The organism is Vibrio sp. ABH4_348, assembly GCF_056159765.1.
The window spans coordinates 1,125,947-1,150,715 of record NZ_JBSWVW010000002.1; the positions used below are offsets into that span (position 1 = coordinate 1,125,947).

General features: G+C 43.0%; 24 protein-coding genes. 12 read left to right on the forward strand and 12 right to left on the reverse strand.

Translation table 11 applies throughout. From position 1 onward, the window contains the following. Positions 1–17 precede the first annotated feature (17 nt). Complete coding sequence (locus ACXAFJ_RS18965; protein WP_475325589.1) at positions 18–548, forward strand: GNAT family N-acetyltransferase; 531 nt, start codon at positions 18–20, stop codon at positions 546–548. 89 nt (positions 549–637) lie between these two features. On the opposite strand, the gene ACXAFJ_RS18970 is transcribed toward ACXAFJ_RS18965, so the two are convergent. Then, positions 638–886 carry a hypothetical protein gene (locus ACXAFJ_RS18970; RefSeq protein WP_475325591.1) on the reverse strand — a complete coding sequence of 83 codons (249 nt, stop codon included), beginning with the start codon at positions 884–886 and terminating at the stop codon, positions 638–640. A 250-nt stretch (positions 887–1,136) separates the two neighbouring features. Then, complete coding sequence (locus tag ACXAFJ_RS18975; protein WP_475325593.1) at positions 1,137–1,466, reverse strand: DUF496 family protein; 330 nt, start codon at positions 1,464–1,466, stop codon at positions 1,137–1,139. 169 nt (positions 1,467–1,635) lie between these two features. On the opposite strand from ACXAFJ_RS18975, the gene ACXAFJ_RS18980 reads away from it, so the two are divergent. From ACXAFJ_RS18980 to ACXAFJ_RS19005, 6 genes are all read left to right on the forward strand, one after another. Beyond that, positions 1,636–1,827, forward strand: coding sequence for a hypothetical protein (locus ACXAFJ_RS18980; RefSeq protein WP_475325595.1), 192 nt, complete (start codon positions 1,636–1,638; stop codon positions 1,825–1,827). Between the two features lie 99 nt (positions 1,828–1,926). Next, on the forward strand, positions 1,927–2,568 hold the full coding sequence (locus ACXAFJ_RS18985) for a YceH family protein (RefSeq protein WP_475325596.1): 642 nt from the start codon (positions 1,927–1,929) through the stop codon (positions 2,566–2,568). Continuing rightward, positions 2,568–2,864 (forward strand): GIY-YIG nuclease family protein, encoded by a 297-nt coding sequence (locus ACXAFJ_RS18990; RefSeq protein WP_475325598.1) that lies wholly within the window; start codon positions 2,568–2,570, stop codon positions 2,862–2,864. The genes ACXAFJ_RS18985 and ACXAFJ_RS18990 overlap by 1 nt, the downstream gene beginning before the upstream one ends. Before the next feature lie 79 nt (positions 2,865–2,943). Then, positions 2,944–4,095, forward strand: a complete 1,152-nt coding sequence (locus ACXAFJ_RS18995) for a conjugal transfer protein TraF (protein ID WP_475325600.1) — start codon at positions 2,944–2,946, stop codon at positions 4,093–4,095. Positions 4,096–4,118: 23 nt separating this feature from the next. Further along, entirely contained in the window at positions 4,119–5,246 is a 1,128-nt protein-coding gene (locus ACXAFJ_RS19000) for a substrate-binding domain-containing protein (RefSeq protein WP_475325602.1), read from the forward strand. 9 nt (positions 5,247–5,255) lie between these two features. Beyond that, complete coding sequence (locus ACXAFJ_RS19005) at positions 5,256–7,808, forward strand: LuxQ periplasmic sensor domain-containing protein (protein ID WP_475325603.1); 2,553 nt, start codon at positions 5,256–5,258, stop codon at positions 7,806–7,808. On the opposite strand, the gene ACXAFJ_RS19010 is transcribed toward ACXAFJ_RS19005, so the two are convergent. The 3 genes from ACXAFJ_RS19010 to yccS form a co-directional block, all read right to left on the reverse strand. Further along, positions 7,805–8,092 (reverse strand): hypothetical protein, encoded by a 288-nt coding sequence (locus ACXAFJ_RS19010; protein ID WP_475325604.1) that lies wholly within the window; start codon positions 8,090–8,092, stop codon positions 7,805–7,807. The two genes, ACXAFJ_RS19005 and ACXAFJ_RS19010, sit on opposite strands and share 4 nt — an antisense overlap. Positions 8,093–8,136: 44 nt before the next feature. Continuing rightward, entirely contained in the window at positions 8,137–8,319 is a 183-nt protein-coding gene (locus tag ACXAFJ_RS19015) for a hypothetical protein (RefSeq protein ID WP_475325606.1), read from the reverse strand. A 102-nt stretch (positions 8,320–8,421) separates the two neighbouring features. Then, entirely contained in the window at positions 8,422–10,605 is a 2,184-nt protein-coding gene (yccS, locus tag ACXAFJ_RS19020; RefSeq protein WP_475325608.1) for a YccS family putative transporter, read from the reverse strand. A gap of 121 nt (positions 10,606–10,726) precedes the next feature. Between yccS and helD the strand changes: the two genes are divergently transcribed. Beyond that, complete coding sequence (helD, locus tag ACXAFJ_RS19025) at positions 10,727–12,874, forward strand: DNA helicase IV (RefSeq protein WP_475325610.1); 2,148 nt, start codon at positions 10,727–10,729, stop codon at positions 12,872–12,874. 28 nt (positions 12,875–12,902) lie between these two features. Here the strand turns inward: helD and ACXAFJ_RS19030 are convergent, their stop codons facing one another. After that, a complete protein-coding gene (locus ACXAFJ_RS19030; protein ID WP_475325612.1) occupies positions 12,903–13,358 on the reverse strand; it encodes a methylglyoxal synthase in 456 nt (151 codons plus the stop codon). Positions 13,359–13,591: 233 nt separating this feature from the next. On the opposite strand from ACXAFJ_RS19030, the gene ACXAFJ_RS19035 reads away from it, so the two are divergent. Continuing rightward, entirely contained in the window at positions 13,592–14,125 is a 534-nt protein-coding gene (locus tag ACXAFJ_RS19035) for a GNAT family N-acetyltransferase (RefSeq protein ID WP_475325613.1), read from the forward strand. 63 nt (positions 14,126–14,188) lie between these two features. On the opposite strand, the gene ACXAFJ_RS19040 is transcribed toward ACXAFJ_RS19035, so the two are convergent. Beyond that, positions 14,189–15,337 (reverse strand): iron-containing alcohol dehydrogenase, encoded by a 1,149-nt coding sequence (locus ACXAFJ_RS19040; protein ID WP_475325614.1) that lies wholly within the window; start codon positions 15,335–15,337, stop codon positions 14,189–14,191. A 128-nt stretch (positions 15,338–15,465) separates the two neighbouring features. On the opposite strand from ACXAFJ_RS19040, the gene ACXAFJ_RS19045 reads away from it, so the two are divergent. Then, positions 15,466–16,350 (forward strand): AraC family transcriptional regulator, encoded by an 885-nt coding sequence (locus ACXAFJ_RS19045; protein WP_475325616.1) that lies wholly within the window; start codon positions 15,466–15,468, stop codon positions 16,348–16,350. Positions 16,351–16,543: 193 nt separating this feature from the next. Here ACXAFJ_RS19045 and ubiG read toward each other — a convergent pair whose 3' ends face one another. The 4 genes from ubiG to ACXAFJ_RS19065 form a co-directional block, all read right to left on the reverse strand. Further along, a complete protein-coding gene (ubiG, locus tag ACXAFJ_RS19050) occupies positions 16,544–17,272 on the reverse strand; it encodes a bifunctional 2-polyprenyl-6-hydroxyphenol methylase/3-demethylubiquinol 3-O-methyltransferase UbiG (RefSeq protein ID WP_475325618.1) in 729 nt (242 codons plus the stop codon). Between the two features lie 224 nt (positions 17,273–17,496). Beyond that, positions 17,497–18,711: a glucose-1-phosphate adenylyltransferase gene (gene glgC, locus ACXAFJ_RS19055; protein ID WP_475325620.1), complete on the reverse strand. Its 1,215-nt coding sequence runs from the start codon at positions 18,709–18,711 to the stop codon at positions 17,497–17,499. 154 nt (positions 18,712–18,865) lie between these two features. Continuing rightward, a complete protein-coding gene (locus ACXAFJ_RS19060) occupies positions 18,866–20,767 on the reverse strand; it encodes a sensor domain-containing diguanylate cyclase (protein ID WP_475325622.1) in 1,902 nt (633 codons plus the stop codon). A gap of 201 nt (positions 20,768–20,968) precedes the next feature. Beyond that, complete coding sequence (locus ACXAFJ_RS19065) at positions 20,969–21,478, reverse strand: hypothetical protein (protein WP_475325623.1); 510 nt, start codon at positions 21,476–21,478, stop codon at positions 20,969–20,971. A gap of 168 nt (positions 21,479–21,646) precedes the next feature. Here ACXAFJ_RS19065 and ACXAFJ_RS19070 point away from each other — a divergent pair, with 168 nt between their 5' ends. Beyond that, positions 21,647–23,110 (forward strand): cobyric acid synthase, encoded by a 1,464-nt coding sequence (locus ACXAFJ_RS19070; RefSeq protein WP_475325625.1) that lies wholly within the window; start codon positions 21,647–21,649, stop codon positions 23,108–23,110. A gap of 56 nt (positions 23,111–23,166) precedes the next feature. Here the strand turns inward: ACXAFJ_RS19070 and ACXAFJ_RS19075 are convergent, their stop codons facing one another. Further along, the gene (locus ACXAFJ_RS19075; RefSeq protein ID WP_475325626.1) at positions 23,167–23,604 is read right to left on the reverse strand and encodes a DUF3069 domain-containing protein; all 438 of its coding nucleotides are present in this window, start codon (positions 23,602–23,604) and stop codon (positions 23,167–23,169) included. 188 nt (positions 23,605–23,792) lie between these two features. Here ACXAFJ_RS19075 and ACXAFJ_RS19080 point away from each other — a divergent pair, with 188 nt between their 5' ends. After that, positions 23,793–24,752 carry a GGDEF domain-containing response regulator gene (locus tag ACXAFJ_RS19080; RefSeq protein ID WP_475325628.1) on the forward strand — a complete coding sequence of 320 codons (960 nt, stop codon included), beginning with the start codon at positions 23,793–23,795 and terminating at the stop codon, positions 24,750–24,752. Positions 24,753–24,769: the final 17 nt, after the last annotated feature.

Sequence of the window (24,769 nt, forward strand, 5' to 3'; positions counted from 1 at the left end):
AGCTTTGATTTAGGGGAATGATTTTGCAGATTGACAATGCACGTTTACGAGGTGAGGCCAGTTTAAAGCCTTTGAACGAACTCAATTACTCGTTGCTTTTTAAATGGATAGATTCGGCAGAGCTGAACTTATTATGGGGTGGGCCAAGTTTTGATTTCCCACTCACTTCCAGTCAACTTAATAGCCACTACTCTAAACCCCAATCTAAGCCGTATGTGTTTTGTGTTGATAATAGTGTTGTTGGCACGTGTGAATTGTTTGAAGTTAATGTGAGAGAGTATCGGGTCTGTCGCGTTTTTGTCTCTCCTGAATATCGTGGGTTAGGTCTTTCGAAAAACATGCTTGAACTGCTGATAACAAAAGCTAAGCATGAATTTAACGCTCATGTTGTTTCATTGGCAGTTTTTGCTCACAACAAATCGGCGAAAAATTGTTATTTTTCCTTGGGATTTGAAATTTATGATGTTCAACCAGAGAAGTATCTGGTCGGGGATACACATTGGGATCTGGTAAGAATGCAGAAAGTACTAACTGCTAACGATGAGTAGCTTTAAGGTATTGCAAAATGAATAAGCTAAGCCGTCGCTTGTCGGTATCAACCAAGCTTGACGCTCAATTGATACCTTATCAAGAGCAACTATGCCGTTTGTGGGCTTCGTTGTTTCTTTTCTTGATACATTTTGGCGAGGAAATAGACGTTAACACAGGCGATAAAGCCGTTTGTTAAAACTACTGGCCATGCATCGATCATCTGACCATATGCGGTAAACAGTGCGCAACCAATAAAGTTTAGAACTCTCAATCTAACAATGTCTTTCATTGTTAAAGAGATCGCTACCATAATTGATGCCGCATACCCGAAAAATTCAACCATACTCATTTCCATTACTAACCTCGCTTGATACTACTTGCACCACACTTCTCATCTTGAGAGTCACGAGGGAGCTCCATGCCTCGAGTGGCTTAATTAAACTAGCGACAATATAACACGGCAAAAACGTGATGAAAGTCTATATTTTAAAAAGGTAGAAGGTTAGCGATTACGCAAACGTTTATCCAAAAAATCTATGGATTTGGAAATATAAAAACGAAAAAGCCCGCCAAATTTGGCGGGCTTGCGATCAGAAACATTGAGCCTATTTCTTACCTTGAGTTTTTTTATCTTGCTCTGTTAACTCGCGAATCTTTCTACTGATTTCTCTGCGTTGTTTAGAGATCTCAGCACTTTTAATGATGTGATCATCGACGCGGTCTTCGTAGTCAGCTTTCATGTTTTTAACAATCGCTACGATTTCATCGTGAGTCATTTCAGGTTTGATGTAGTCTAGTAGGTTACTAAGTAGCTCAACGCGTTTATTGTTATCGCGGACTTTCTTCTCGTTATCTACCAACTCACGCTTAAGCTTGTTCTTGCGACGTGCCTGAGCAACAATTTCAAATACACCACTCATTTTCGAATTTTCCATATTGAGAACCAATTGACTTTGATTAAACCATAACGAATCGACCTATAACAGTATTAAGATCAATCATTACATTGTCTTGACGGAATTCTCATCAAACAACAAGTAGTTGAATTGAGTCCCATTGAGTAAAGGGGTACTATCTGGAACCCGTATCTAACTTTGAACGCATATGAAAGAGTCACAGATCATTGTTAAAAACAATCAGGCGGCCGAAGAGCATCGTTCTGAGCGTGTTAAGGTGGGTTACCAAGACGAGCGAATTCGATTAGAAGCGACGGAAGTCGAGCTAAGTCGTTCAAAAATTATGATGATTGATGCTGATGGAAACTTCGTGAGAGTTCCCTTTCTGTTGGAACATTGAGATTCAACCCGTTTTTGTCCTGACTAGCTAAGTAGTTCACTTCGCATCCACATCTATTTAAGATCAGTAAAGTTGTTGTAGTTTAAAGAGGAAGCACTAATGTCAATTAAATTGTCTCAATTGGAAGCTCGTGTAATCGGTGCACTCATCGAAAAGGAAGTGACCACGCCAGACTATTATCCTCTAACATTGAATAGCTTAACGGCTGCATGTAACCAAAAAAGTAACCGCGAGCCAGTGATGGCACTGGAAGAATCTGAAGTTAGGAATACGCTTGACGACTTGATTTCAAGACGATTAGTTAGCGATGAAAGCGGATTTAACAGCCGCGCAAGCAAATTCCAACACCGCTTTTGCAACACTGAGTTTGGCGACTTAAAACTCACCGAGCAAGAAAAAGCCATTGTCTGTTGTCTGTTGCTTCGTGGGCCGCAAACTCCTGGTGAACTTAGAACGCGAACTAACCGCCTTGCCAGCTTCTCTGATGTTAGGGAGGTGGAAGCCGTCCTATCTCAAATGGCTAGTCGTGAAGATGGTGCGTTGGTCGTCCAACTAGCGCGCGAACCAGGCAAGCGAGAAAGTCGTTATCAACATCTCTTTTCTGATGTTCAAGTTGAAGATCTGACTGTATCTGTTTCTCCTCAAGTCGAGCCACAATCGGATTTAAATCAACGCGTCACGGAGCTAGAAGCGCAAGTTGCGGCACTTATTGCTGAAGTCGAACAATTGAAAGCGAGATAATGACAGTCGAAAAACACGCGAGTGATTGGTTTGTTTATCTCGTTCGCTCCTGCAAAGGCCACTTATATTGCGGAATCACCGTAGATCTGGACAGGCGAGTTAAGCAGCACAACGATGGGACGGGGGCCAAAGCGCTCCGAGGCAAAGGCCCAATCACACTTGAGTGGAGCCAAAATGTTGGGCCGAGTAAGTCCCTTGCAAGTAAGGTTGAGCTGAAGATCAAATCATTTAGCAAATTTAAGAAAGAAGACATGGTTTTACAGCAAACTCAGTTGGCATTATCGCTTTTCGAATGATTAGATTGAACAATTTCAGTAAAACCAGTGATCTTGTATTAACCTTTCTATGTGGCTAGGCAATAAGGTTGATATGAAGATGAATACTCATTTGCGTTTTTTACTGGTTTTAATTACATGCTTTTGGTCTTTTCATTCATTCGCGGGGGCTGTTGTTGCTGATGCTCGTGGTAACGGCATGGGGAATACGGGTGTCACTTCTGCAGACTACCTATTGGCTCCGTTCTATAACCCGGCGCTTGGGGCGATTCACACCACCGATGATCGCTTTGGTCTCTTGATTCCTGCCGTAGGCGTTGTGGTGAGTGATGTTGATGAAACCTTAAGCACACTCGACGACTTGCAAGATACCATTGACGCCTTTGAAGCGGGCGGTAGTTCTGACGCGGGTCAAGCTGCTACGATGAATAACTACTTAAACCTGCTTGCAAATGATAGACCTGTCCGCGCAACCGGAGGTGCGGGTATAGCGATTGCATTGCCAATAGAAACAATCTCTCTTAATTTTATGAGTCGTGGTTATGCCGATATTATCGCTCAAGCGAACATAGCGGCGGATGGCGGTTCAGGTGCAGCTGCGGTTCAGACCCGTTATCAAAATTCTTCAGTTTCTTTTTTGGCGTTCGGTTACACCGAAACGGGATTGTCGGCGTCAAAAATTTTTGATTTACAAGGTCAGCAAATATCATTGGGTATTACTCCTAAGATTCAAAGCTTTAAGACCTACAAACACGATATCAATGTTAAAACGGCTGAGTTGGACGACTACGAGAAGAGCGAAGCAAAAGACAATGCTGTCAACCTTGATATCGGCGCGGTGTGGTTGAGCGGCCCGGCTCGAGCAGGCGTGGTTGTGCGTGATGTGTTTTCTAAAGAGTTGAAAACCTTTGATGGTGCCAATCAATACAAACTTGATACGCAACTAACCATATCAGGCGCATACGCAACTCAATATGTTACTGGTACTGTCGATTGGGATTTGACTAAGCAAGCAAGATTTACGGATAACAAAGACGACACCCAATTTCTTCGCTTTGGTGTAGAAGGAAATGCATATGATTGGGCTCAACTTAGATTAGGGTATGAAGTCGAAATGCAAGACACGTTAGACAACTCCATTACCGCCGGTTTTGGTATTAGCCCCTTTGGCGTGTTTAGCTTAGATTTTTCAGGTAGCTATGCGGGAGACAATCAATTTGGCGCTTCAGCAAACCTTGCGTTTACGTTTTAAAGATTAGGGAAGGGACGTTGCTCATGACTAAATGGTTCATCAGCTTAAGCTTGATATTTGGTAGTCTTTGTTCTCAAACTGCTATTGCAGATGACAAAATTGATGTTCTTAACGGCTATTGGCAGTACGACCACTTTTTGGACGCGTTTCCTGAGCAGAAGGCGCTAACAAAAGCACTGGATCAATCAGTTCAGGCTGACGCAATCACCTTATCCGTTGAACAATCTAAACCCGTCTCAATTTCTGTGGTTACACCTGGGCAGCAACTGTCTGACTATTGGGTCAGAGTTATAAAAGCCTTTGAGAAACGTCTCGATGAAATGGGAATTGAATATGTCATCAATGAAGTCCACACGCGCCCAACGATAGACATTCGCCAACAAAGCGTTTCTTTATTAGAAGCAATTCACAGAGATACCGATTATTTGATCTTTACCTTGAATACCACAAGGCATCATAAGTTTATCGAGCATGTGATCACGTCGACTGATACCAAAGTGATACTGCAAAATATTACGACACCTGTCAGAGATTGGCATGGTAAGCAGCCATTTATGTACACCGGATTTGACCATCAGGTTGGCGCACTTATGCTCAGCGACTTTTACCAGAAGACCATGCTAAGCAATGGTAACAACAATGATGCGATTCGTTATGGCGTGCTATACCATTCTCAAGGATACGTAAGTGATGCCAGAGGCAATACACTTATTGACAGTCTAGCTAAGACTAATCAATTCTCTTTGACTTCCGCTTTTTACACTAAAGCCGATCGACAACTGGCTTACGAATCAGCAAAGAGTATTCTGCAAAAAGATCCTGATGTCTCTATGATTTACGCTTGTTCAACGGATGTCGCGTTTGGTGGAGTTGATGCACTTAAAGAGTTTAATCGCGAAGACATTATCATCAACGGTTGGGGTGGAGGTAGCGCGGAGCTTGATGCAATAGAACAAGGCGCGCTGGATGTCACCGTGATGCGTATGAACGATGATACGGGAGTTGCGATGGCCGATGCGATACGTTGGGATCTTGAAGGTAAAGAAGTTCCAATCGTTTACTCGGGCGCCATGGAAGTTGTGGTAAAAGAAGACTCGAAGAATCGAATTGATGCTCTCAAAAAGCGAGCATTTCGCTATTCTGACCTATAAAAGGTAAATGTGAAACTTAACCGAAAGAAGAGACGCCTAGCGTCCCTGATAGCCAGATCAGTTTACATTACGATATGTGTTCTGACGCTGATTGTTTTACTTCAAGATTATCAAGTAAACAAACAGGTGGTGGAACAAGAAGTGGCGCGCTCTAAACAGCAAACGTCGGCTTTGTTGCAGCAAGTTTTCTCATTCCATTTAAAAAGTATCGAAATCGGTCAGGATGCGACAAGCCGCAACGAGCAGCTGTCGTCGATTATGTCAGGCGGGAATTTTGATGCACTAGATTTGTTCTTTTTAAGTTATGATCAAATTGATCCAAGCCTATCCCCCGATATTCGCTTTGCCACCATACGTAATGAGATAGTTTGGGATGATGGTAACCACCACTTCTATGGGTTGCTGCTACCTGAACTTCATCGCACCAACTTAGCGAGCACTTCATCTAGAAAATGGACACTCACGCAGACGAGCTCTGTATTTGGTATTCGTTATTCGCTGCTAAGAAAAACTCCGATTGTCATACAACAAACTGGCGAATTGATTGGTCATTTACATGTGGGTGTGATCCTCAATGATAATCAAGCTCTAGTTCAGGCACTGCAGCGTAACAGCAATGTAGATCAAGTCTACATGGCCGTTGGGTCACAAGTGATTTCTGGCAGCGAAAAAATGGATGCAAATCAACACACTGAATGGCTGGAACATCTTACCTATGATCTCGATCCTGAAGATAAAGTGGTCGCAAAAACTGACCTGCGTATCAACGGTGTAGATACTTACGTGGCTCTTTACGCTGTTCAAAATAACAATCGATTGAGCACGATGGTTCGCAGCCACTATTTATGGGTGATGGCTGCACTTGCTATGATCTTTGTGATCGCATTGGTTAATCGTTATTGGTTAAACAAGAAGGTATCGTCCGAGCTTCACAAGCTCACTGATTTTACTAATCAAGCATCTTCCAGCCGCAATCATGCCTATTTTGGTGGTTCTAATATTCAGGAATTTCACCAGATCGGGGAGTCGTTTGAACGAGCAATTATGCGGGTCAACGAACAAGAGAAACAGTTTTCTGATTTGTTTAACTATAGTTTGTCTCCAATTACGCTTTGGGACAAAAATGGTCACTTGTTGCAAATGAACCCTGCGGCGTTAAGTGCGTTTAAGTCGACTGATGAACTGCAGGAAGTAGAAAGCCTGTTAGTTCAACACTTAGCAGAAAGCGTCAGGCAATGTGCCCAAAGTGACTCAGTTTCAAGCGTGAATGTAGAAATTGGTGAGCACGTCTACCGTTGGAATATTTCCGCCGTAACGATCGAAGGGCGAACCACAACTATCATAGCTCAAGGACAAGACGTCACTAGCTATGTAAATGCAGAGCGCCAAAGTGAGTTAGCTCGTCAAGAGGCAGAGCAGAATGCACAGTTACGAGCGGATTTCTTGGCCAAAATGAGTCACGAATTGCGCACACCCTTAAATGGGATCTTAGGTGTTTCTCAGTTATTGGGCGAACATGTGTCCAGTCAGCAAGGCAAAAAACATTTAGAGGTTCTCTGCAGCAGTGGCGAACATTTACTGGCAGTACTTAATGATATCCTAGACTATTCAAAGATCGAGCAAGGTAAGTTCCTCATTCAAAGTCAAGATTTCAAATTGCGCGAGATTGTCACCGTCGTCAGCAGCATTTTCGAGCCGCTGTGCATTAAAAAAGACGTTGAATTTGAAATGGTGACCAATGTCACTGACTTGTGTGTGGTGCATGGCGATCAAGTGAGGCTAAATCAGATTCTTTTCAATCTTGTTGGTAATGCGGTGAAGTTTACTTCAAGCGGCAAGGTTGAAGTGACAATTAAACTGCATGAAAAAAATTCCGAGTACTTACTTGAATTGGTAGTGAAAGACACTGGTATAGGTATCGAACATTCCAGACTATCACACATTTTTGAACCCTTTGTACAAGCCGAGGACAACACGACCCGAGAATTTGGGGGCAGCGGTCTAGGTTTAGCCATTGTGGATTCTTTGGTTGAACTAATGCACGGGGATATGACGGTCACCAGCCATCCTGGAAGCGGAACACAGTTTTCTTTAACACTGCCTATTGAGGTAAAACAAAATCAAACGACTGAGTCACCAGAGCCTGATTTTATCAACCCTGAGGAATTGTTTGACGAAGAGCTGCATGTCTTGCTGGTGGAAGATAACGCGACCAACGCGTTTATAGCCAAAGCTTTTTGTCAAAAGTATGGCATGGTTGTGCACTGGGTAGAAGACGGTTTGAAGGCTATTGAGTTTTTCAAAGAAAATCGTCACGCTGATTTGGTGTTGATGGACAATCAGCTCCCTCATTTGGGAGGAATTGATACGACTCGGATAATTCGCGAACAATTCGATAAAGAAATTCCAATCTATGCTTGTACGGCGGACGGTTCGAAAGAAGTGCATGAGCAGTTTATCTCGGTAGGGGCGAACTACATCATCGTTAAGCCGATTAAAGAAAAAGTTCTCAATCAAGCCCTAGTGTTTTTCAAAGCGAATCGCGAAAAAACCCTCAATTAGACTTGAATGTCCAATAAAGTGCCTAACATGTCTTGCTCCTTCTGCATGACTGTTGTTCCAACTTTGTTGTATTGTGCGGCTTGACTTAGGGTGACCATAGGCTGAGTGTAGTCAGGTGTTTTAGACTTGGTTTGTTCGACTTGCTCAGTTTTAACCAGTCCATCATTTTGGTTTGAAAGTGGTTGATTTGAGGATTGTTGTTGAACTTCAGACGCAGCTTTCTCATACAGTTTTGATGACTGCTGCAAGATTGAGGAACCGTTGTTGACGAGTGATACTGACATAAATGTACCTCCTCATTAAAACTTTAGTTGATTTTCACCAAAGTTCAAGAAGTAAACAGCGCTTGAAGGAACTGATATTCGTCAGAATCAAGAGAAATAGCTTCTCGTTGTGATACTTTATCGATTTCCGAACGAACAAGCTGGACTTGCTTGGGATCTAAATCCCTAATCAAGTCTATTACTTGCTCAACTTTTGAACGTTCTCCCATTGTCACAACGGTATTCACAACACAAATCCTTAGCAATTGATTTTAGAGCGTCCGGGTGCTCAATAAATATGCAACCCATTGAATTCGGTTGGGCGATATGTGTCAAGGTTTAATCAAATGTTAACGATTTTGATTAGTGCTGTTCTCAGTACTGAGACGTGTTCGGGTGGAGATTTTTGATACTAAACTATGCATTTCAGGCAAAAGCCTAAAAATTAGATACAGCTGCTGTAGTACGAGAGCTACTGATTCGGGGCTGTCCTCGCGCCAAACTTTCAATCTTTTTTCAATTTCTCCGCGTTCTTGCTCGTGAAGATTTTTCGTTTCACGTTTATCAACCAATGCAGTTGCTAATTCACTCAATTCGAGGTGAATGAAACTATGAGCTTGCGAAATAAGTTGATGTGTATGCACATCGTCCAATTGGGTTCTGTGAGCGCCAAGTGCTGAAGTGTAACTTAAGATCGAATGGCTAAGTGCAAGAAAGCGGTAGCTTTCGTCGACGCAACTGCGGTAGCGTCCAGGTTCAATCAGCATATTATTGATTGCTGTAGTAACCAGTGCATCCTGATTATGAGCAGTTCGTCTAGAAACGCGATAACTAAGAGTGTCTTTTTTACCGATGCGATATTGGCCAATCACTTGAGCAAGGTAAGTCTGGTTGGCTGAAATGGCTTCTGACATGACTTTTGACAGTTTATTGCTTTGCCAATCTGGAAAAATAAACCAAATACAAAGGCCTGCAATCGAACAGCCAATTAGGGTATCAATGAGTCTCGGTACAATAATATCGATACCTTGTCCTAGTTGGCTGAAACAAAATAGGACCAATAGAGTGATAAATGCCGTCGCATATCCGTAGTGCACCATTCTGGCAACGAAAAATGCTACACCAAACACCACAATAAAAAAGAGTTGCGACAAAGTAGATGGAAAAACAAACAGCAAGCCGTAGCCAGCGATGAGCCCGACAAAGGTACCAATAATTCTTCCGACTAGCTTCTGACGTGTCGCACTGAAATTAGGCTGGCAAACAAACAGTGTGGTTAACAGTACCCAAAAACCTTCTTGCAATTGCAATAACTGCACTGCGCCATAGCCTAACAACAAAGCCATAGATAGCCGAATTGCGTGCCGCATTAACGGCGATTGTAGAGTTAAGTTTGCCTGAATTTTGTACCACATTGACTTCAGATTGTGCGCCTCGTAATCGGCAAGCTCTTTATCTTCTTGTTTATTAACATCTGGGTTTAAAACATTGGTGAGTTGTTGTGATACGGAAGTCAGGTTACCAAGCAAAAAGCTTAGTTGCGTCACTAGCGCTGACGAGAGGGATTGGTCTTGTTTTATATGTTCTAGCGAATGATTGACATCATGTATTGCTTCGCTGTTGTTTGAATCACTGTCGAATGATTTTCCAAGCCTCAAAGAGTGTGCTATCGCTTGACAAGCTTGGGCTTGTCGTTGGAGTAAGTGTTTAAAGCGAAATAGGATATCCGAATGCTGTAGATGATCAGACATTTCTTGGTAACGATAGTGGGTCGAGCTAATACGCTCGTGAATATCTTGAGCAATAAAGTAGACGCTAAGAAATCGATCTTTCGTAGTATCGGCCACACCGCGTCTTGAGCGGTTAATCAACAAACCTTTGCAGTGGTTTAATTCATTAACAATTTGGGCGTTGAGCTTGGCTTGTTCCAGTCTATACGGTTGAGGGTCAAGCGAGTTTCGAGGATGGAACAGCTCACTTTTTGCGGTTAGATACCGAGACAACAGATCAAACACATTAAATAAGCTTTGCTGAACCGGACGCATTGGCCAAAGTAGCGACCAGCACAATGACATAAAGTAGTACCAAGAAGCGCCCGCAATCAAAAGAGTTGGCTGAAACCAAATGGCAGTGCTGTTTTCAGCGTCGAGCATGGTATAGATGGCAATCAAGATTGAACCAAAAGCGATGCTGGCATAACGAGCACCAATTGCTCCTAGTAGAACAAAGCCAAAGGTAGAGATGGCGAGGCCAAGCGCAAACAACCAGGGGTAGGGGAAAAGCAGTTCGACTGAAATTGACGCAAACGAGAAGCAACACAGAGTAACTACAATTCGACGTAATCGCCCTGAAAAATTATCGTCGCTTTCTGACAACGCGGCAGCAATTACCCCCAAGATTAACGGAACAATCCACGAATCTAATTGATAAAAACTGGTGAAAACTACAATACCAGTAAAAATGACGCAAATTAGCGCACCGTAGTTGACCGCGTTAACTGACCAGAGCAAGCGTAATTGTTTGAATATTTGCACGTATGGCTAACTTTTCCGAAATTGGGGTTTAGGCAAGATAAACTTCCTTTTATAGTAACGATCTGATCTTAGATAATAAATGGTTTTGTACCGCTAAAACCCAATTAGAGAACCAGTCCATATGCAGTTTAAAGCGAGTTCTATGGCCCGTTTTTTTGTACAAAACGAATTTAACAGTCTTACCTTGTATCCTGAAGGCGTTGTTGTCTGCTCTAATTCAATAGAAGAACATATCCCGTATACCCATCTTGCTGGGAAAGTGGAGATTGATCATGGCTTTCTATGGAGTAGTATCACGCTCACCACTTACCACTTTGAATCAGAAACTAGGTGGATAGCATTTGGCTTCTCCAAATCCAATGCCAATGACTTCGCGAGGCGATACGTCGAGTACTACGAGACATGGTATGGCCAAGTCTCCTCGAAGCTGATTGATGCCATACCTAGTCTTTTAGATGAACTAACTCAGCTGGAGACATTACCTAGCTATTTGTGTCATTCAGATATCATCAACTGGCGTGATAACGTAACGCAAACGTTAACGTCCGCTGAAGTCACCTTCGATGAAGCTAAGCAACTATTACCTAATTTAATCGGCAAAGTTGGCGACTGGTATGTCGATACCGAAAATAAATTGTTACAGCGTAATGAAAAATGGCTGAGCATAGAAAAAGAAAATTGGCGAGTTTTGTTTGAACAGCTTGAACCTCAACCGCTCAATGAGTCGCAGCAAACTGCAGCGCTTCTTAATGATGATAACAACTTAGTTCTAGCGGGAGCTGGCACCGGAAAAACCAGTGTTCTCGTAGCTCGAGTGGCTTACTTAATCCAAAGTCATTTAGCGCAACCTGACCAAATATTGTTGCTTGCATTTGGGCGTGAAGCTTGCGAAGAAATGAAAGAACGTTTGCAATCGCGCTTGGGGTTGGAGGCTGAGCGAGTGCAGGTGATGACTTTTCACCAATTGGCGTTGCGTATTATCAATCAAAATGAAGAATCAGGCTATTCGGTTAGCGAGCTGGCAGTCGATGAGAACAAACGCAAACATTGGTGTTCAGAATGGCTGAAAGACCATTGGCAAATAGGCACCAATTACCGTCGCTGGCAAAAGCACCTGATTAAATGGCCAATAGCATATCTTGCCGGTGATGATGAACTCATTCATCAATCTGAAAACCCTAAGTTGATCGAATGGATTTTGAGACAGATTGATGTGCTATCTAGCGCTGGACTAAACAAAAAATCAATTCAAGAACAAATCGTTGAGCATGACGATTACAGCCGTCTAAACAGTGAACTGTCCTTGGTATGGCCATGCTACAAAGCTTGGATTTCTGTGCTTGAAGCGTCTCGAACCTTAGACTTCAATCTTATGATCGAAATGGCTGTGAAAAAACTCACGCAAAAACGCAATCGGTTTAATTCGCCTTGGACGCATATTCTGGTTGATGAGTATCAAGATATCTCGCCGAACCGGTTGTCGCTGTTAAATGGATTGTGTACAGACTCTGACAATAAATCCAAGGCGAAGTTGTTTGCCGTGGGTGACGACTGGCAGTCTATCTATCAGTTTGCTGGTTCAGATGTTTCGTTAACAACAGATTTTGTCGAGCGCTTTCCACACACCAGTGTGCATTCTCTCACCACAACATATCGTTTCAACGATGATATCGCTATGTTGTCGAGTCAATTTGTTATGCAGAACCCCAATCAAATTGAAAAGTCGATAGAAAGCCATAGCAACCAAATATCTAAACGCGGTAAATCGGTCTGGTTGGCAAAAACGCAGCAGGTCGAGTTGGTGCTGCTAGACATAAGTGAGTCATTACAGAAAGAGGTCGATGATTCCGCGACAGTTTTATTATTGGGTAGAAACCATTATCACAAGCCTGATGACTATGCTTCTTGGGTTAAGCGATACAGTAATCTCGATATCGACTTTATGACTTGTCACTCAAGTAAGGGCAAACAAGCCGATTTTGTCATCATACTGTCGGTTGATGATGGCCAATTCCCATCACGGAAAAAGAATCAAAGTCTTTGCGATGTTATGTTGGCTGACAAAGACAGTTTTGAATATGCTGAAGAACGAAGACTATTCTATGTTGCGCTGACAAGAGCAAAACAACAGGTATGGATTACCTATTCTGGAAACGGCTCTGAATTCGCTAGTGAAATAGCTCAATACAAAGAGTTGGTTGGCAGATACAAGCCTAAGAATTCGAAACGACTGGTCGGAAAAGAGTCAACAAGCGCAGACATTGTATAGGCAAGGATATCTGCGCTTTTGTGACAGATTAAGTCCGGTCTTTTAGATACGCTTCGTAATCTGGGATTTCAATGTCGACTTCTTTTTCAATAAGTTCTGAAGAAAATAGGAATTTTGCGGTCGCACGGTTTGTGGCCACAGGGATGTTCCAAACACTAGCAATACGCAGCAATGCTTTTACATCAGGGTCGTGTGGCACGGCATTGAGTGGATCCCAGAAGAAGATCAACACATCAATTTTCCCTTCTGATATTAAAGCACCAAGTTGCTGGTCGCCGCCCATAGGGCCGCTTATCATCGACTTTATCGCCAACCCGGTTTCCTTGCTTAGCATGCTACCGGTGGTTCCCGTTGCGTATAAAAAGTGTTTTTGCAGCTTGTCTTTATTCTCTTGTACCCAACGCAGAAGTTCAGGCTTGTAGTTATCGTGAGCAACCAATGCGACATGCTTGTGAGCTGGCATAGTGCGAGTTGTTTTTTGCATTTTGACCTCAGTTTCAACATCTTACTTATCTCACAAAGGTAACGCCATGCGGTCCTTGTGTCATCCTTTATGCGTTAATTAGACCAATATACGGGAGCTTGACAATCAATTTCTCCGTACTAGAAGGTCTCACATAGGTTGGTTTCCACATTTTTGTTGCTTAATTTGAAGGTTACCAAAGGTTGAGGCATGATGGCGTATCTCCTATCTATAGATTGACGTAGCAAATAGCAATGCATGGTATTCAAACCTCAAGATTGGCAATGGCACAAATTGAAGAGTCACATTGGTCTCTTTTCCGTCGACTAAATCAAGAAGAAAAGGTCATTCAATATGCCTTTAACGAACCAACCGAAGAAGAAATAAGAGAACGATTTGAAAGCCGTTTACCTAAATGGACTTGGGGAAGTGAGCATTGGTTATGTCTAACAATTACTGAGTTAGAGACTGGTAGTGAAGTCGGGGTTACTGGCCTGAGAATAAATGACGAAGACCAGAGTAAAGTGGAAATTGGCTACCTATTATTACCTGAGTTTCACGGTCTTGGTTATGGAACAGAGTCTCTTGTCGCGTTGGTAAAGTATATTGCTAATGAGTTTCCCGTTGAAGAGATAGAGGCTATCGTTACCGATGGCAATATTGCATCTTGTAAAGTCCTAGAAAAATCAGGTTTTGAGCTTTATCAAAGAGACCCGGAAGCTTATGAAATCAATGGTAAACTTTACGATGATTTAATCTATCGGTTATTGGTCAACGACCGAGCGTGATGTAAGCTAGGCACAGTTTTGGCACCTAGCTTAGGTTTTTATTCATTTCAAAAACATGGACCGTTAGCGTATAGCTTGGCTCAAAATTTCTCGAATTGCTGCATGATCAATAGCTTGGTTCTCGCCCAATATTGTGATGCCATGTGCTTGCAGTTGGTCAATAACTGCCGAAATTGCGTCAGACTTTTCTCCTGTGTAGTCTGAAAATGTTGTCTCCACTCCAACAGATTGATAAAGCTTTTCAAGTTCATCGATAGCTCTTTCTGCTAAGTAAGGAGTTTCAGCTAAACCAAACACTCGAACTCCTAGTTGTTCCAACTTCGAGCGCTTGTGTTCTATCTGATTTCTTAATAACCAAGGCTGCACGATAGCTAATGATCTTGCATGATCGACACCCCACAGCGCAGTGAATTCGTGTCCAATCATATGGGTAGCCCAATCTTGTGGAACGCCAACACCTATCAGCCCATTCAAGGCCTGGTTTGCAGACCACATAAGGTTTGCACGCCATGTATCATCATCTCTTTGTTCAAAGGTGTCAGCCAAATTTTTAAGAGCAACTAGTAGCGCCTCAGCATAACCATCTTGCACGTCAAATCCATGTGGTTTTGTTATGTACTGCTCGCAGACATGTACCCAAGCATCTACAATACCATTGGCTACTTGACGTTCTGGAAGTGAGGAAACGACATCTGGATCTAAGACCGCAAACTTAGGCAGTACATAAGGAGATAGAAACGCCAACTTGTCTTGGGTTTCTGCCTTGGTGATCACCGCACCTTGATTTGACTCGGAGCCAGTCGCTGGCAATGTAAGCACAGCACCGATTGGAATCGCTCCATCGACAATGTGCTTGCGAGTTAAGATGTCCCAACCATCACCTTCATACATTGCCGCTGCCGCGACGTATTTAGAGCCATCAATTACCGAGCCACCACCGACAGCAACAATAAAATCAATCTTCTCGCGTTTGCACAGCTCTACGGCTTTATCGAGTGTTTCTTTCGTTGGATTTGGCTCAACTCCTGAAAACTCCTGCCAAGAGTGAGAGGATAACGCGTTTTTTACTTGTTCGTAGACGCCATTGTTTTTGATTGATCCACCACCGTATATCATTAGAACGCGTGCTTCTGCTGGAACCGAATTTTCAAGAGATTTTATCTGGCCTTGTCCAAAAAAAAGCCTTGTCGGATTGCTGTAGGTAAAGTTCATTCAGTGCCTCTCTTAATGTGTAGGAGTCTCTATATCAGTGATAACTGTCTCACTTGTCTATGCATGATACTCTTGTTTGTGGTAGTAATAAGTCCATATCCTCCAAATTATTTGCCTAATCCTACACAATGAGCCTAAAACAAAGCTTGGAAAATTTTGTAAACCAGTTTGGTCTACATGACCACAATGGGGTGGTCAAAACATACGTACCCGGTGTTTATATTTATCATAGCTGCCAAGGGTGTGAGCGCTCCCCGTTTCACTATAATTCCGGGATCATTGCCTTAGCGCAAGGTGCCAAAAATATATATTACGGGGGTAACCAGTACAGATACGACGAGAATCAGTTTTTGGTTCTCGGTGTTCCGCTTCCATTAGAATGTGAAGCCATAGTGGAAGATGGCAAGCCAGCATTAGGTGTCGCGATAGATATAAAGACATCGAGTATCGCAGAGCAAATATCGCATTTTGACCAAATCAAACTAACCGAGCTCACTCAGCAGCCTATGTCTAGCATTGGTGCTGTTAAGTATACTGAATCATCAGAAAATGCATTTAGCCGGTTGGTCGAAAGTCTATGTGACCCTGTGGAAGCCAAATTACTTGGTCCGTCAATCGTTAATGAAATCATTTATCGCACGCTGACATCTGATCAGGGAAATGTCCTTTTCGAATTAACTCAGCAGAATTCAAACTACGCCAAAATTGCTCAGGCACTAAAAGTGGTGCATTCCGAGTTCGCTCAGGAGCTAAGAGTCGACCATCTAGCGAAGCAAGCAGGTATGAGTGTGTCGCTGTTCCATAAAGTGTTTAAAGAGACAACCTCGAGTACACCAATTCAATACATTAAGCATGTTCGACTGCACAGAGCTAAAGAGTTAATCATTGGGCAAAAACGAAGGGTTAGCGAAGCCGCTGAATTAGTGGGTTACACCAGCACATCTCAGTTCAGTCGAGAATATAAACGTTTGTTCAACGTAACACCTAAATCCGCAAATGGAATACAGAACTAAGCGTTACTTATAGTCATGCTTATAGCGATAGCTGAATTTGGGTTACTGCATGGTGTGATGAAAAGGGGAAACACTTTGCAAACAAATTACTGTTTTTCTTTTATGCAAACTGAGTCACAATACGTTACCCCTATAGGAGAATTAGTCACTCTCCTTTGTGAAGCCCCGCAAGTTTTTTGCGGGGCTTCCGCTTTTAGTTATCTTTGATAAACAGGCTAACGTAATTGATACCGGTATCCGTGCTCGCTTTCCAACTGCCGTTAAACGGGTTGTAACTCATACCGATAGTTTCACAGTGAACTAGCCCTTCATTTTTCGCCCAGTTAATCATTTCTTTGGGTTTGACAAACTTAGACCATTGATGAGTACCCCTGGGGAGCAGTCCCAATATATATTCCGCACCAATAATGCCAAACAAGAAGGATTTGGGGGTGCGATTTAACGTGGCCATTACCAAAACTCCACCGGGTTTTAAAAGCGTTGATGTTTTGGCAATCAACTTTTCTGGATCGTCGACATGTTCAATGACTTCCGTGTTTAAAATGATGTCGAATTGCCGATCGCAGTTAAAGTCTTCTATTGCCGAGTACACGTATTTAAGGTTGTTCAACTCTTGTTGTTTCGCATGTGTTTTTGCGATTTCAATGCTCTTTGAACTGGTGTCTATTCCTAAACATTCTATGTTTATTTTGGCAAATTTTTCAGTTAACACGCCCGCGCCACAACCCAAATCTAATAGTATCGGACGAGAGGGTAGTTGATGCTTAGCAAGTGCGCGTTCAATAGCTTTAAACCGGCACTGGTTGAAAGCTAGTACATGTTTAAAAGGACCATTTGGATCACGCCATGCATCCGCTAAGCTGTCGAATTGACTACTTGTCTTAGATTCTGGGTTTCTGAGAGGATTTGTTGATTTTGTCACGGCAATAATCAATTAGATAACACATGGGAAATAGTACGGAAATTTACCGACTCTGTATTAAAAAAGAATGAGTTAAGTGTTACTGATCATGTTCGTAAAAATTTCCGAGCTTTGCTCTTGCAAAACTCAGAAACGGCACAGCGACTAGATCTGCAAATCAACGCCATGTCCGAAGACTAGTTAACTCTCGCTGCACCTCGCATCTTGAGGTTACTTGGGTGTAACTAAAACTGATAACTCTCAGGTACAACAATGACACCGTTTTCGGAGATTTTGAACCGTCGCTCGTCCTCTTCTCGATTGATTCCAATTTGTGTGTAGGGTGGAATCTTTACGTGTTTATCGATGATGCAATGAACCAACTCACAGTGTTCACCGACTTCCACATCGTCAAATAGGATGCTGTCAGCAATAGTGGCGCTGTCATAGATTCGACAATTTGAAGAGACAATCGAATTTTGTACCGAGCCTCCTGAGTTGATCACACCGTTAGCAATAATTGAATTGATGAAAATACCTTCGTTACCCGAAGCGGCTGGAACGGTTCGCGCTGGTGGGTATTGAGCCTCATAGGTTCTTATCGTCCAGTTCTTTTGATACAGGTTAAACTGAGGTACAGGTTGCAATAAGTCCATGTTGGCGTTGTAGAAGGAATCAATGGTGCCAACGTCTCGCCAGTAGCAATCTTTAATGACCCGTCCTCTTTCACAACAAAATTGATAGGCAAAAGCTCGTCCGCGCGGAATAAGTTTGGGTATGATGTCTTTACCAAAATCATGACTAGACTCCGGGTTATTGGCATCTTCCTCAAGAATGTCTCTTAACAACGACATATTGAATATGTAGATCCCCATAGAGGCCAAACTTCTATCTGGTTTATTTGGCATAGTAGGGGGATCAATGGGTTTTTCTTCAAACGCAGTGATTTGGTCATTTTCGTTCGTTGCCATTACACCAAAAGCATGCGCTTCTTCTCTGGGCACATCCATACACGCAATGGTAAGTTCGGCTTCGTGTTGTTTATGCTCTCTGAGCATTTCAGCGTAATCCATTTTGTAAATGTGATCGCCTGACAACACGACCACATAGTCGGCCGAGCTTCGTGTTAGCAACCACAAGTTGTGATAGATGGCATCTGCAGTGCCTTCGTACCACTTTCCGCCTTTTCTTTGTTGAGGGGGGACAACACTTATGAATTCACCAAGTTCAGGGTTAAAAATAGACCAACCGTCTCGTAGGTGTTTTTGCAAAGAATGGGATTTGTATTGGGTTAGCACTAAGATTTGACGGAGTCCTGAATACAGGCAGTTGGTTAACGTAAAATCGATAATTCGATATTTACCGCCAAATGGAACGGCGGGTTTGGCGCGGTCATCAGTTAGCGGGCTCAATCTAGATCCCATACCACCAGCCAACACAACGGTGAGTGTATCTTGCATTCCTTGTTCCTATAAGCCTTTTGCTAGTCGTTGTTCATTTGTGAACAAGACATAGATAAATATTTGTTTGAACAGCAATTTAAGACTAGTACAAGAATTTGGATTTGGAATGCAATGAAGTAAGTTTTGTCAGACAGACCTGAGAAAGCAACCCCTAGGCAAGACGTTGCGCAACTTGACTCGTGTTGACAGACGTTTTGTTTCTTCCGGTCGATTTACTTTCATATAGGGCGACGTCAGCCCGTTTGTAGGTCTCAACACTATTCCCACAAACATCTGTCAACCCAGTGCTGATGGTAACTTGGTATGGGCTATTGTTTTGAACCGATTCTCTTAACCGCTCAAGCATAACGTGAGCCTGATTAACCTCGGTATGAGGCATCAAAATGGCAAACTCCTCACCGCCGATTCGAGAAACAAAATCGGTTTCCCGAACAAACTCTGAAAGTGTATCCGCAACCGCGCGAATCACGGTGTCACCTACATCGTGGCCATGGTTATCATTAATGCGTTTAAAGTGATCGATGTCTAAGATAGCCAAGCACGCATTTTCAAAGTTTCCATAGCGTTTAATTCGTCCGCATAGTGCTTTGAGCTCGCCATCAAACTTTCTTCGGTTCCAAGTGTTGCTGAGTGCGTCTTTTTCACTTAAATCGCGAAGTCGATTCTCTAGCTCCTTGCGCTCGGTTATATCGACAAATGAGGCAACGTAATACTGAGCGATCCCATTGCGATCTTTGATCGATTGAATGCGCAGAATTTGAGTCAGTCTTACACCGTCTTTGCGATGGTTTACTACCTCACCTTGCCATAAACCTTCTCTGTGCAGAGTTCTCCATATGCTTAGGTAGAAGGACTGCGGATGGGATTTTGCGTCGTAAAAAGACGGGCGACGACCAATTACTTCGTCGGCACTGTAGCCACTTAGACGGGTAAACTCGTTATTGACCTGAACAATGCGGTTGTTCTTGTCTGTGATGATAACGGCAGAGATTCCGTCAATAGCTGCCCTTGCAATTTCGCTTTCGATACTGTTTTTTTCGTGCCTGTGATTCCACATGACAAATCCATACGCCAAAAACAGAAGAAATACCAATATGGTTGTACCTTGAGTGAGGACCATTTGTCGTTCAGCTTCTAATGCGTGGCTTATTTCTTCTCTAGGTACTTTTAGCATTAAATGCAAAGTGATAGGTTGCGGTAAGTTATCTAAGACCAGTTGCTTGAATACGGTCCAATCTCCATCGTGATTGAACACACCTACTGTATTATTTTGGATGTGTTGCCATAGCTCAGGGCTCTGATTGGCCAATGTTTCTTGCTCATTCTCTTGAGCGATATTACCTAGGACCCGATCAGATACTTTTGACAATACAAAGTAACCAGATTCATTGACGACTTCGGGTAACAGCTCCCACTGATGGTTGTAAGCGAGCTGTGGGTAGACGTTAAACAGGTTTATATTGGCAACAAAGTAAGCCACCCGCGTACCACGATTGTAAATGGGTTTGATCATCCGGATCGTAGGTTTCAAAGGACGAACCAGAACTCCGTTGTCCATCTCTAAATCAATACCGTAACTGGCCAATGATGGCGATGTTAACGATGTTGCGAATTGAAAAAATTCATGTTCAGCGAACGACTCTAACTCTCTTTTTGGTGTCTGACTTGTTCCGGTGATGTCTGATTGAATTCGAACAATCTCCATCCCCGTGACATCGAGTAGACGTAGTTGTGAGAAGTAACCTTGGCTGCGTGCTACCAAGGTCCAAAAGTCAGACAAGGTCGTTAAATTGGCAAGCGTAGGTGACTCAATCGCGTTGTGCAGGGCACTGTTGTTGGACAAATCTCTGACTGAGCGCGTCATTCTTCCCGCAAAACTGTGTAGTTCACGTAGGCTGAATTCTAGGTTGGCGTCGTGGTTTTGTACTGCATATTCTCGAGCTTGCTTTTCTAGGCTCTGGTATTGATCAATAAAATACAGAGCAGGTAACACAGCTAGGGATAGGAAGACGATGACGAATTGGATTGGTAAGCGGATTTTTTCGGCCAACATCTTATCTCGAAATAGCGTTAAAAGTTGATTTTCAGCTTGTTGTATTTTTACGGGACAAATAATACACAACTATGCGAGGTTGCATAGTGTGTATCTGAATTTATTGCTGATTTGACAATTATTTAACAGAGATTCAAGAGCGGCGTCAAAAAAACGACAAATGGCTATTTTCAGTCGTGATAGGACGATTGTGGTACAAAATTAGAACTGAAAACGAACCGACATGTGGATCTGCGGACCATAAATACCATTGTTACGCGTTTCTGCTGAGAGTGAGAGTTGCTCTGTGCTGTGAAAACGAATTCCGGCATGAAAAATCGACGCATCATCAAAGCGTCCAACTCTTCCAGTGAGCTCGATTTGATCCATAATCCAAGCTCGTAACCCTAGATTAAATTCAATTTCCGTTTCACGCTCAGCACCGTCTTTTTCGGTGTACTTGGTATTGTGCACTAGAAGCTGCCCATAGATATCGGCGAACTGACCTATAGGACCATTGAACCCCACACCGGTTGCCACGTCGTAGTCTTTGTCGAATTGACTGTCCCCACGAAACACCAGATGAGAGTTTCCGGTAAACTGGGTGACAAACTCAGTACCTGACATTTCAGGGTTAATCGCGGTTCGCGCCTCTATGTAGTTATAACTAAAATTATTTGCTAACGCGCCGGTAGGCAGTAGCAAAGCGCCTAAGACAACGATTCTATTCATGTTCACGGTTTCCACTCCGGAATTCTTTTTATTAATGCTAACATGCGCTGCAATATGTATTCCAACTAACCATTGGTTATTGTAATCGAACCGAAGGTTAATTGAGCATCATGTACACTAACTATACAAGTTAATGTAATTCAACGAGAAGAATCTAAATACAAATCAATGAAATCAGTTAATCGCGCAATAATGATTCAAGGAACGACATCGGATGCAGGCAAAAGCGCATTGGCTGCCGGCATATGTCGAGTGTTAAAAAGGAAAGGCATACGCGTTGCCCCCTTCAAACCACAGAACATGGCGCTAAATAGTGCGGTTACGGCTGATGGCGGTGAAATCGGCCGAGCTCAAGCCGCCCAAGCTCAAGCGTGTGGCGTCGAAACCAATGTTCACATGAACCCAATTTTACTCAAACCTAATTCAGATGTCGGTTCGCAGGTCATTGTTCAGGGCCATTCTGTCGGCAATATGGAAGCCTGGAGTTATCACAATTATAAAAAGAAGGCGATGCCTTACGTGTTAGAGTCTTTTCAAAAATTGTGTGATGATTTTGACTTTGTCGTTGTTGAAGGGGCGGGTAGCCCTGCTGAAATCAATCTCAGAGAAAACGACATTGCGAATATGGGTTTCGCGGAAGCCGCTGATGTCCCTGTAGTGATTGTTGCGGATATAGATCGAGGCGGCGTGTTTGCTCACTTGTATGGTACGTTAGCTCTGTTATCAGAATCTGAACAAAACCGGGTAGCGGGGTTTGTAATCAACCGTTTTCGCGGTGATATTAAAATTCTTGAACCAGGTCTTAAGTGGTTGGAAGAAAAAACAGGCAAACCTGTCCTGGGTGTTTTGCCGTATCTACATGAATTTCATTTAGAAGCAGAAGACGCAGTAGCGACAATGCAAGCGGTTTCAACCGATAGCACGCTTGAGCGCCCATTTGTTGTCGCAGTACCGGTGTTTAAAAGAATTAGCAATCATACCGACTTCGATGCACTAAGAGTCAATCCTGCCATCGAGCTCAAATTTGTCAAAAAGGGCGAGCGGTTACAAGGAGCCGATTTGATCATCTTGCCCGGTAGTAAGTCTACACGGCAAGATTTGGCTCTGTTAAAAGAACAGGGTTGGGATAAGGACATCTACCGTCATTTGCGCTTTGGCGGTAAGGTAATGGGAATTTGCGGTGGCTATCAAATGTTGGGTACCGTTATTCATGATCCCAATGGTGTTGAAAGCCAGTTAGGGTCGAGCCAGGGTTTAGGGCTACTGAATATTGAAACCGTATTGACAGGTGAAAAATCTCTAACCCACTCTCGTGGGACATTAAACCTCAATGGTAAATCCTGCGACGTTTCTGGATATGAAATTCATGTTGGTCAATCAAAAGTGCAGGGCGTTTCTCCAATAAAGCTGGATTCAAACAAGTTCGATGGAGCACTAGACCAAGATAACCAAGTCTTTGGTACATACTTGCACGGGATTTTTGATACAGTTGAAGCAACTAAATTGATTTTTGAATGGGCAGGTTTAGCCAACTTAAAGGCTAAAAACCATAACGACACCAAAGAAAGAGCAATCGACATGATTGCAGAAGCGGTTGAGTCTAACCTAGACTTGGAATTCCTCAAAATATAGTTACGCGGTAACAAATAGGCCGTTGCTATGTTGATTGAGCAACGGCCATTTGAATTTTACTTGCTAAAAACGTCGGTAAAATCTTTTTTCAGAAGCGGTTCTCGACGAGCTTTTTTGAGCTGCTTACTCATATCTTTAACGCAGTCATAAAGCACTTTGTCGAGTGTTTTCGCGCGGTAGTCTTGATACTCTTCCTCTGAAATGTGATCAGGTTTGCCTTTGGTTTCGAACTCTTCCATTACGGAAACACCAGCAAAAGCCTGGCTTACCGATACTAAAGCATGGAACTGCTCAAAGTTATCAAGAATGTTTTGAGCGCTAGCTGGTAACGCATCCCACGATTCTCTTACCGCTTCTTCGGAAACTTCATGAATGGAAGCAACCATAGCAAACATCTCTTTAGGGACATCATCAAATTTAATAACTTGTTGTAACTCTGTAGAAAGAGTTTCAAGGTCAACTACTTGCTCTTGGTTTTCGGTTTCTTGTGACATGGGTCGACTCCCTAAATATTATTCGACCGTCATCCTAGTTTGTTTCCCGCCAATGTCAACAAAGTGCTCGGGGGTTTGATAGTCTTGGGTAGTCACTACCATGTGAACAAATAAAAACTATAATCATTTAGGTGCATATTGGTATGTGCACTACTCAGCGACAAGTTTGTTAAGGGACCAAACCAGTTATGAAGATTCTGTTAGTAGATGACGCGCGCTTCGAAAGAATGCAGCTCACTATACGGCTTGAACAACAAGGACATACGGTGACGGCACTGTCTTCGGGTAAGAACATCATGTCTACTATCTATGAGTTCGAACCAGAGCTGGTGTTACTCGATATCAATATGCCCGACGTCAACGGATTTGAAGTTGCGCAGCAGATTCGGCTTTCAAACTTGGATTGGATTCCTATTGTTTTTCTTAGCGGTCATGATGAGCCAGAAATGGTGGCTAAAGCAATCGAATCAGGTGGTGATGATTATTTGGTGAAGCCAGTTGAGCAGCTTGTATTGTTGGCAAAATTAAAAGCGATGCAACGTATCGCTCTGATGCGAAAAGAGTTGAAGAATACCACGCGGGAACTTGGCGAACTCAACAGCCAGTTATCAGAAAAAGCGAATTTGGATGGCTTAACCTCGGTGTTCAATCGCCGTTTTATTGATGGCAAACTCGATGATTTTATCGCTTTTCATGGTCGTCACAATTTGCCGTTTACTCTTATCTTACTGGACGTTGATCATTTTAAGCGCTTCAATGATACCTTCGGTCACCTGGAAGGGGATCATTGTTTGATTGACATCGCTCACTGTTTGAAACGCATGTTCACTCGGCAGGAGGAGTACGTTGCCAGATACGGGGGTGAGGAATTTGTTATCCTGATAGCAAATTGTGATGAGCAAGAAGCAATCAAGCAAGCCACTCGCGTCGGTAATTCAATTCGTCAGCTTTCTCAGGATACATCTGGTTCTGTAAACAACAATGCGAAATTAGTGACCGTGTCACAGGGGGTGTTATCTTGTGTGCCGAAAGGCTCAGACTCTATTGCCTCTTTCTATGATGCTGCGGACAAAGCACTTTATCAGGCGAAAGACCAAGGAAGAGATCAGTTTGTCGTCGCTAAGCTAAAATCAGAACTCTCAGTTTAAGATCTATTGGAGGCCGT

Coding starts and splice junctions, on each gene's coding strand:
- ACXAFJ_RS19065 (WP_475325623.1), bottom strand. CDS start 21,478: ATGAATAGAATCGTTGTCTTAGGCGCTTTGCTACTGCCTACCGGCGCG.
- ACXAFJ_RS18995 (WP_475325600.1), top strand. CDS start 2,944: ATGAATACTCATTTGCGTTTTTTACTGGTTTTAATTACATGCTTTTGG.
- ACXAFJ_RS19045 (WP_475325616.1), top strand. CDS start 15,466: ATGAGCCTAAAACAAAGCTTGGAAAATTTTGTAAACCAGTTTGGTCTA.
- ACXAFJ_RS18990 (WP_475325598.1), top strand. CDS start 2,568: ATGACAGTCGAAAAACACGCGAGTGATTGGTTTGTTTATCTCGTTCGC.
- ACXAFJ_RS19040 (WP_475325614.1), bottom strand. CDS start 15,337: ATGAACTTTACCTACAGCAATCCGACAAGGCTTTTTTTTGGACAAGGC.
- ACXAFJ_RS19060 (WP_475325622.1), bottom strand. CDS start 20,767: ATGTTGGCCGAAAAAATCCGCTTACCAATCCAATTCGTCATCGTCTTC.
- ACXAFJ_RS18965 (WP_475325589.1), top strand. CDS start 18: ATGATTTTGCAGATTGACAATGCACGTTTACGAGGTGAGGCCAGTTTA.
- ACXAFJ_RS18970 (WP_475325591.1), bottom strand. CDS start 886: ATGGAAATGAGTATGGTTGAATTTTTCGGGTATGCGGCATCAATTATG.
- ACXAFJ_RS19030 (WP_475325612.1), bottom strand. CDS start 13,358: ATGCAAAAAACAACTCGCACTATGCCAGCTCACAAGCATGTCGCATTG.
- ACXAFJ_RS19080 (WP_475325628.1), top strand. CDS start 23,793: ATGAAGATTCTGTTAGTAGATGACGCGCGCTTCGAAAGAATGCAGCTC.
- ACXAFJ_RS19000 (WP_475325602.1), top strand. CDS start 4,119: ATGACTAAATGGTTCATCAGCTTAAGCTTGATATTTGGTAGTCTTTGT.
- ACXAFJ_RS18975 (WP_475325593.1), bottom strand. CDS start 1,466: ATGGAAAATTCGAAAATGAGTGGTGTATTTGAAATTGTTGCTCAGGCA.
- ACXAFJ_RS19010 (WP_475325604.1), bottom strand. CDS start 8,092: ATGTCAGTATCACTCGTCAACAACGGTTCCTCAATCTTGCAGCAGTCA.
- helD (WP_475325610.1), top strand. CDS start 10,727: ATGCAGTTTAAAGCGAGTTCTATGGCCCGTTTTTTTGTACAAAACGAA.
- ACXAFJ_RS19070 (WP_475325625.1), top strand. CDS start 21,647: ATGAAATCAGTTAATCGCGCAATAATGATTCAAGGAACGACATCGGAT.
- ACXAFJ_RS19075 (WP_475325626.1), bottom strand. CDS start 23,604: ATGTCACAAGAAACCGAAAACCAAGAGCAAGTAGTTGACCTTGAAACT.
- ACXAFJ_RS18980 (WP_475325595.1), top strand. CDS start 1,636: ATGAAAGAGTCACAGATCATTGTTAAAAACAATCAGGCGGCCGAAGAG.
- ACXAFJ_RS18985 (WP_475325596.1), top strand. CDS start 1,927: ATGTCAATTAAATTGTCTCAATTGGAAGCTCGTGTAATCGGTGCACTC.
- glgC (WP_475325620.1), bottom strand. CDS start 18,711: ATGCAAGATACACTCACCGTTGTGTTGGCTGGTGGTATGGGATCTAGA.
- ACXAFJ_RS19035 (WP_475325613.1), top strand. CDS start 13,592: ATGCATGGTATTCAAACCTCAAGATTGGCAATGGCACAAATTGAAGAG.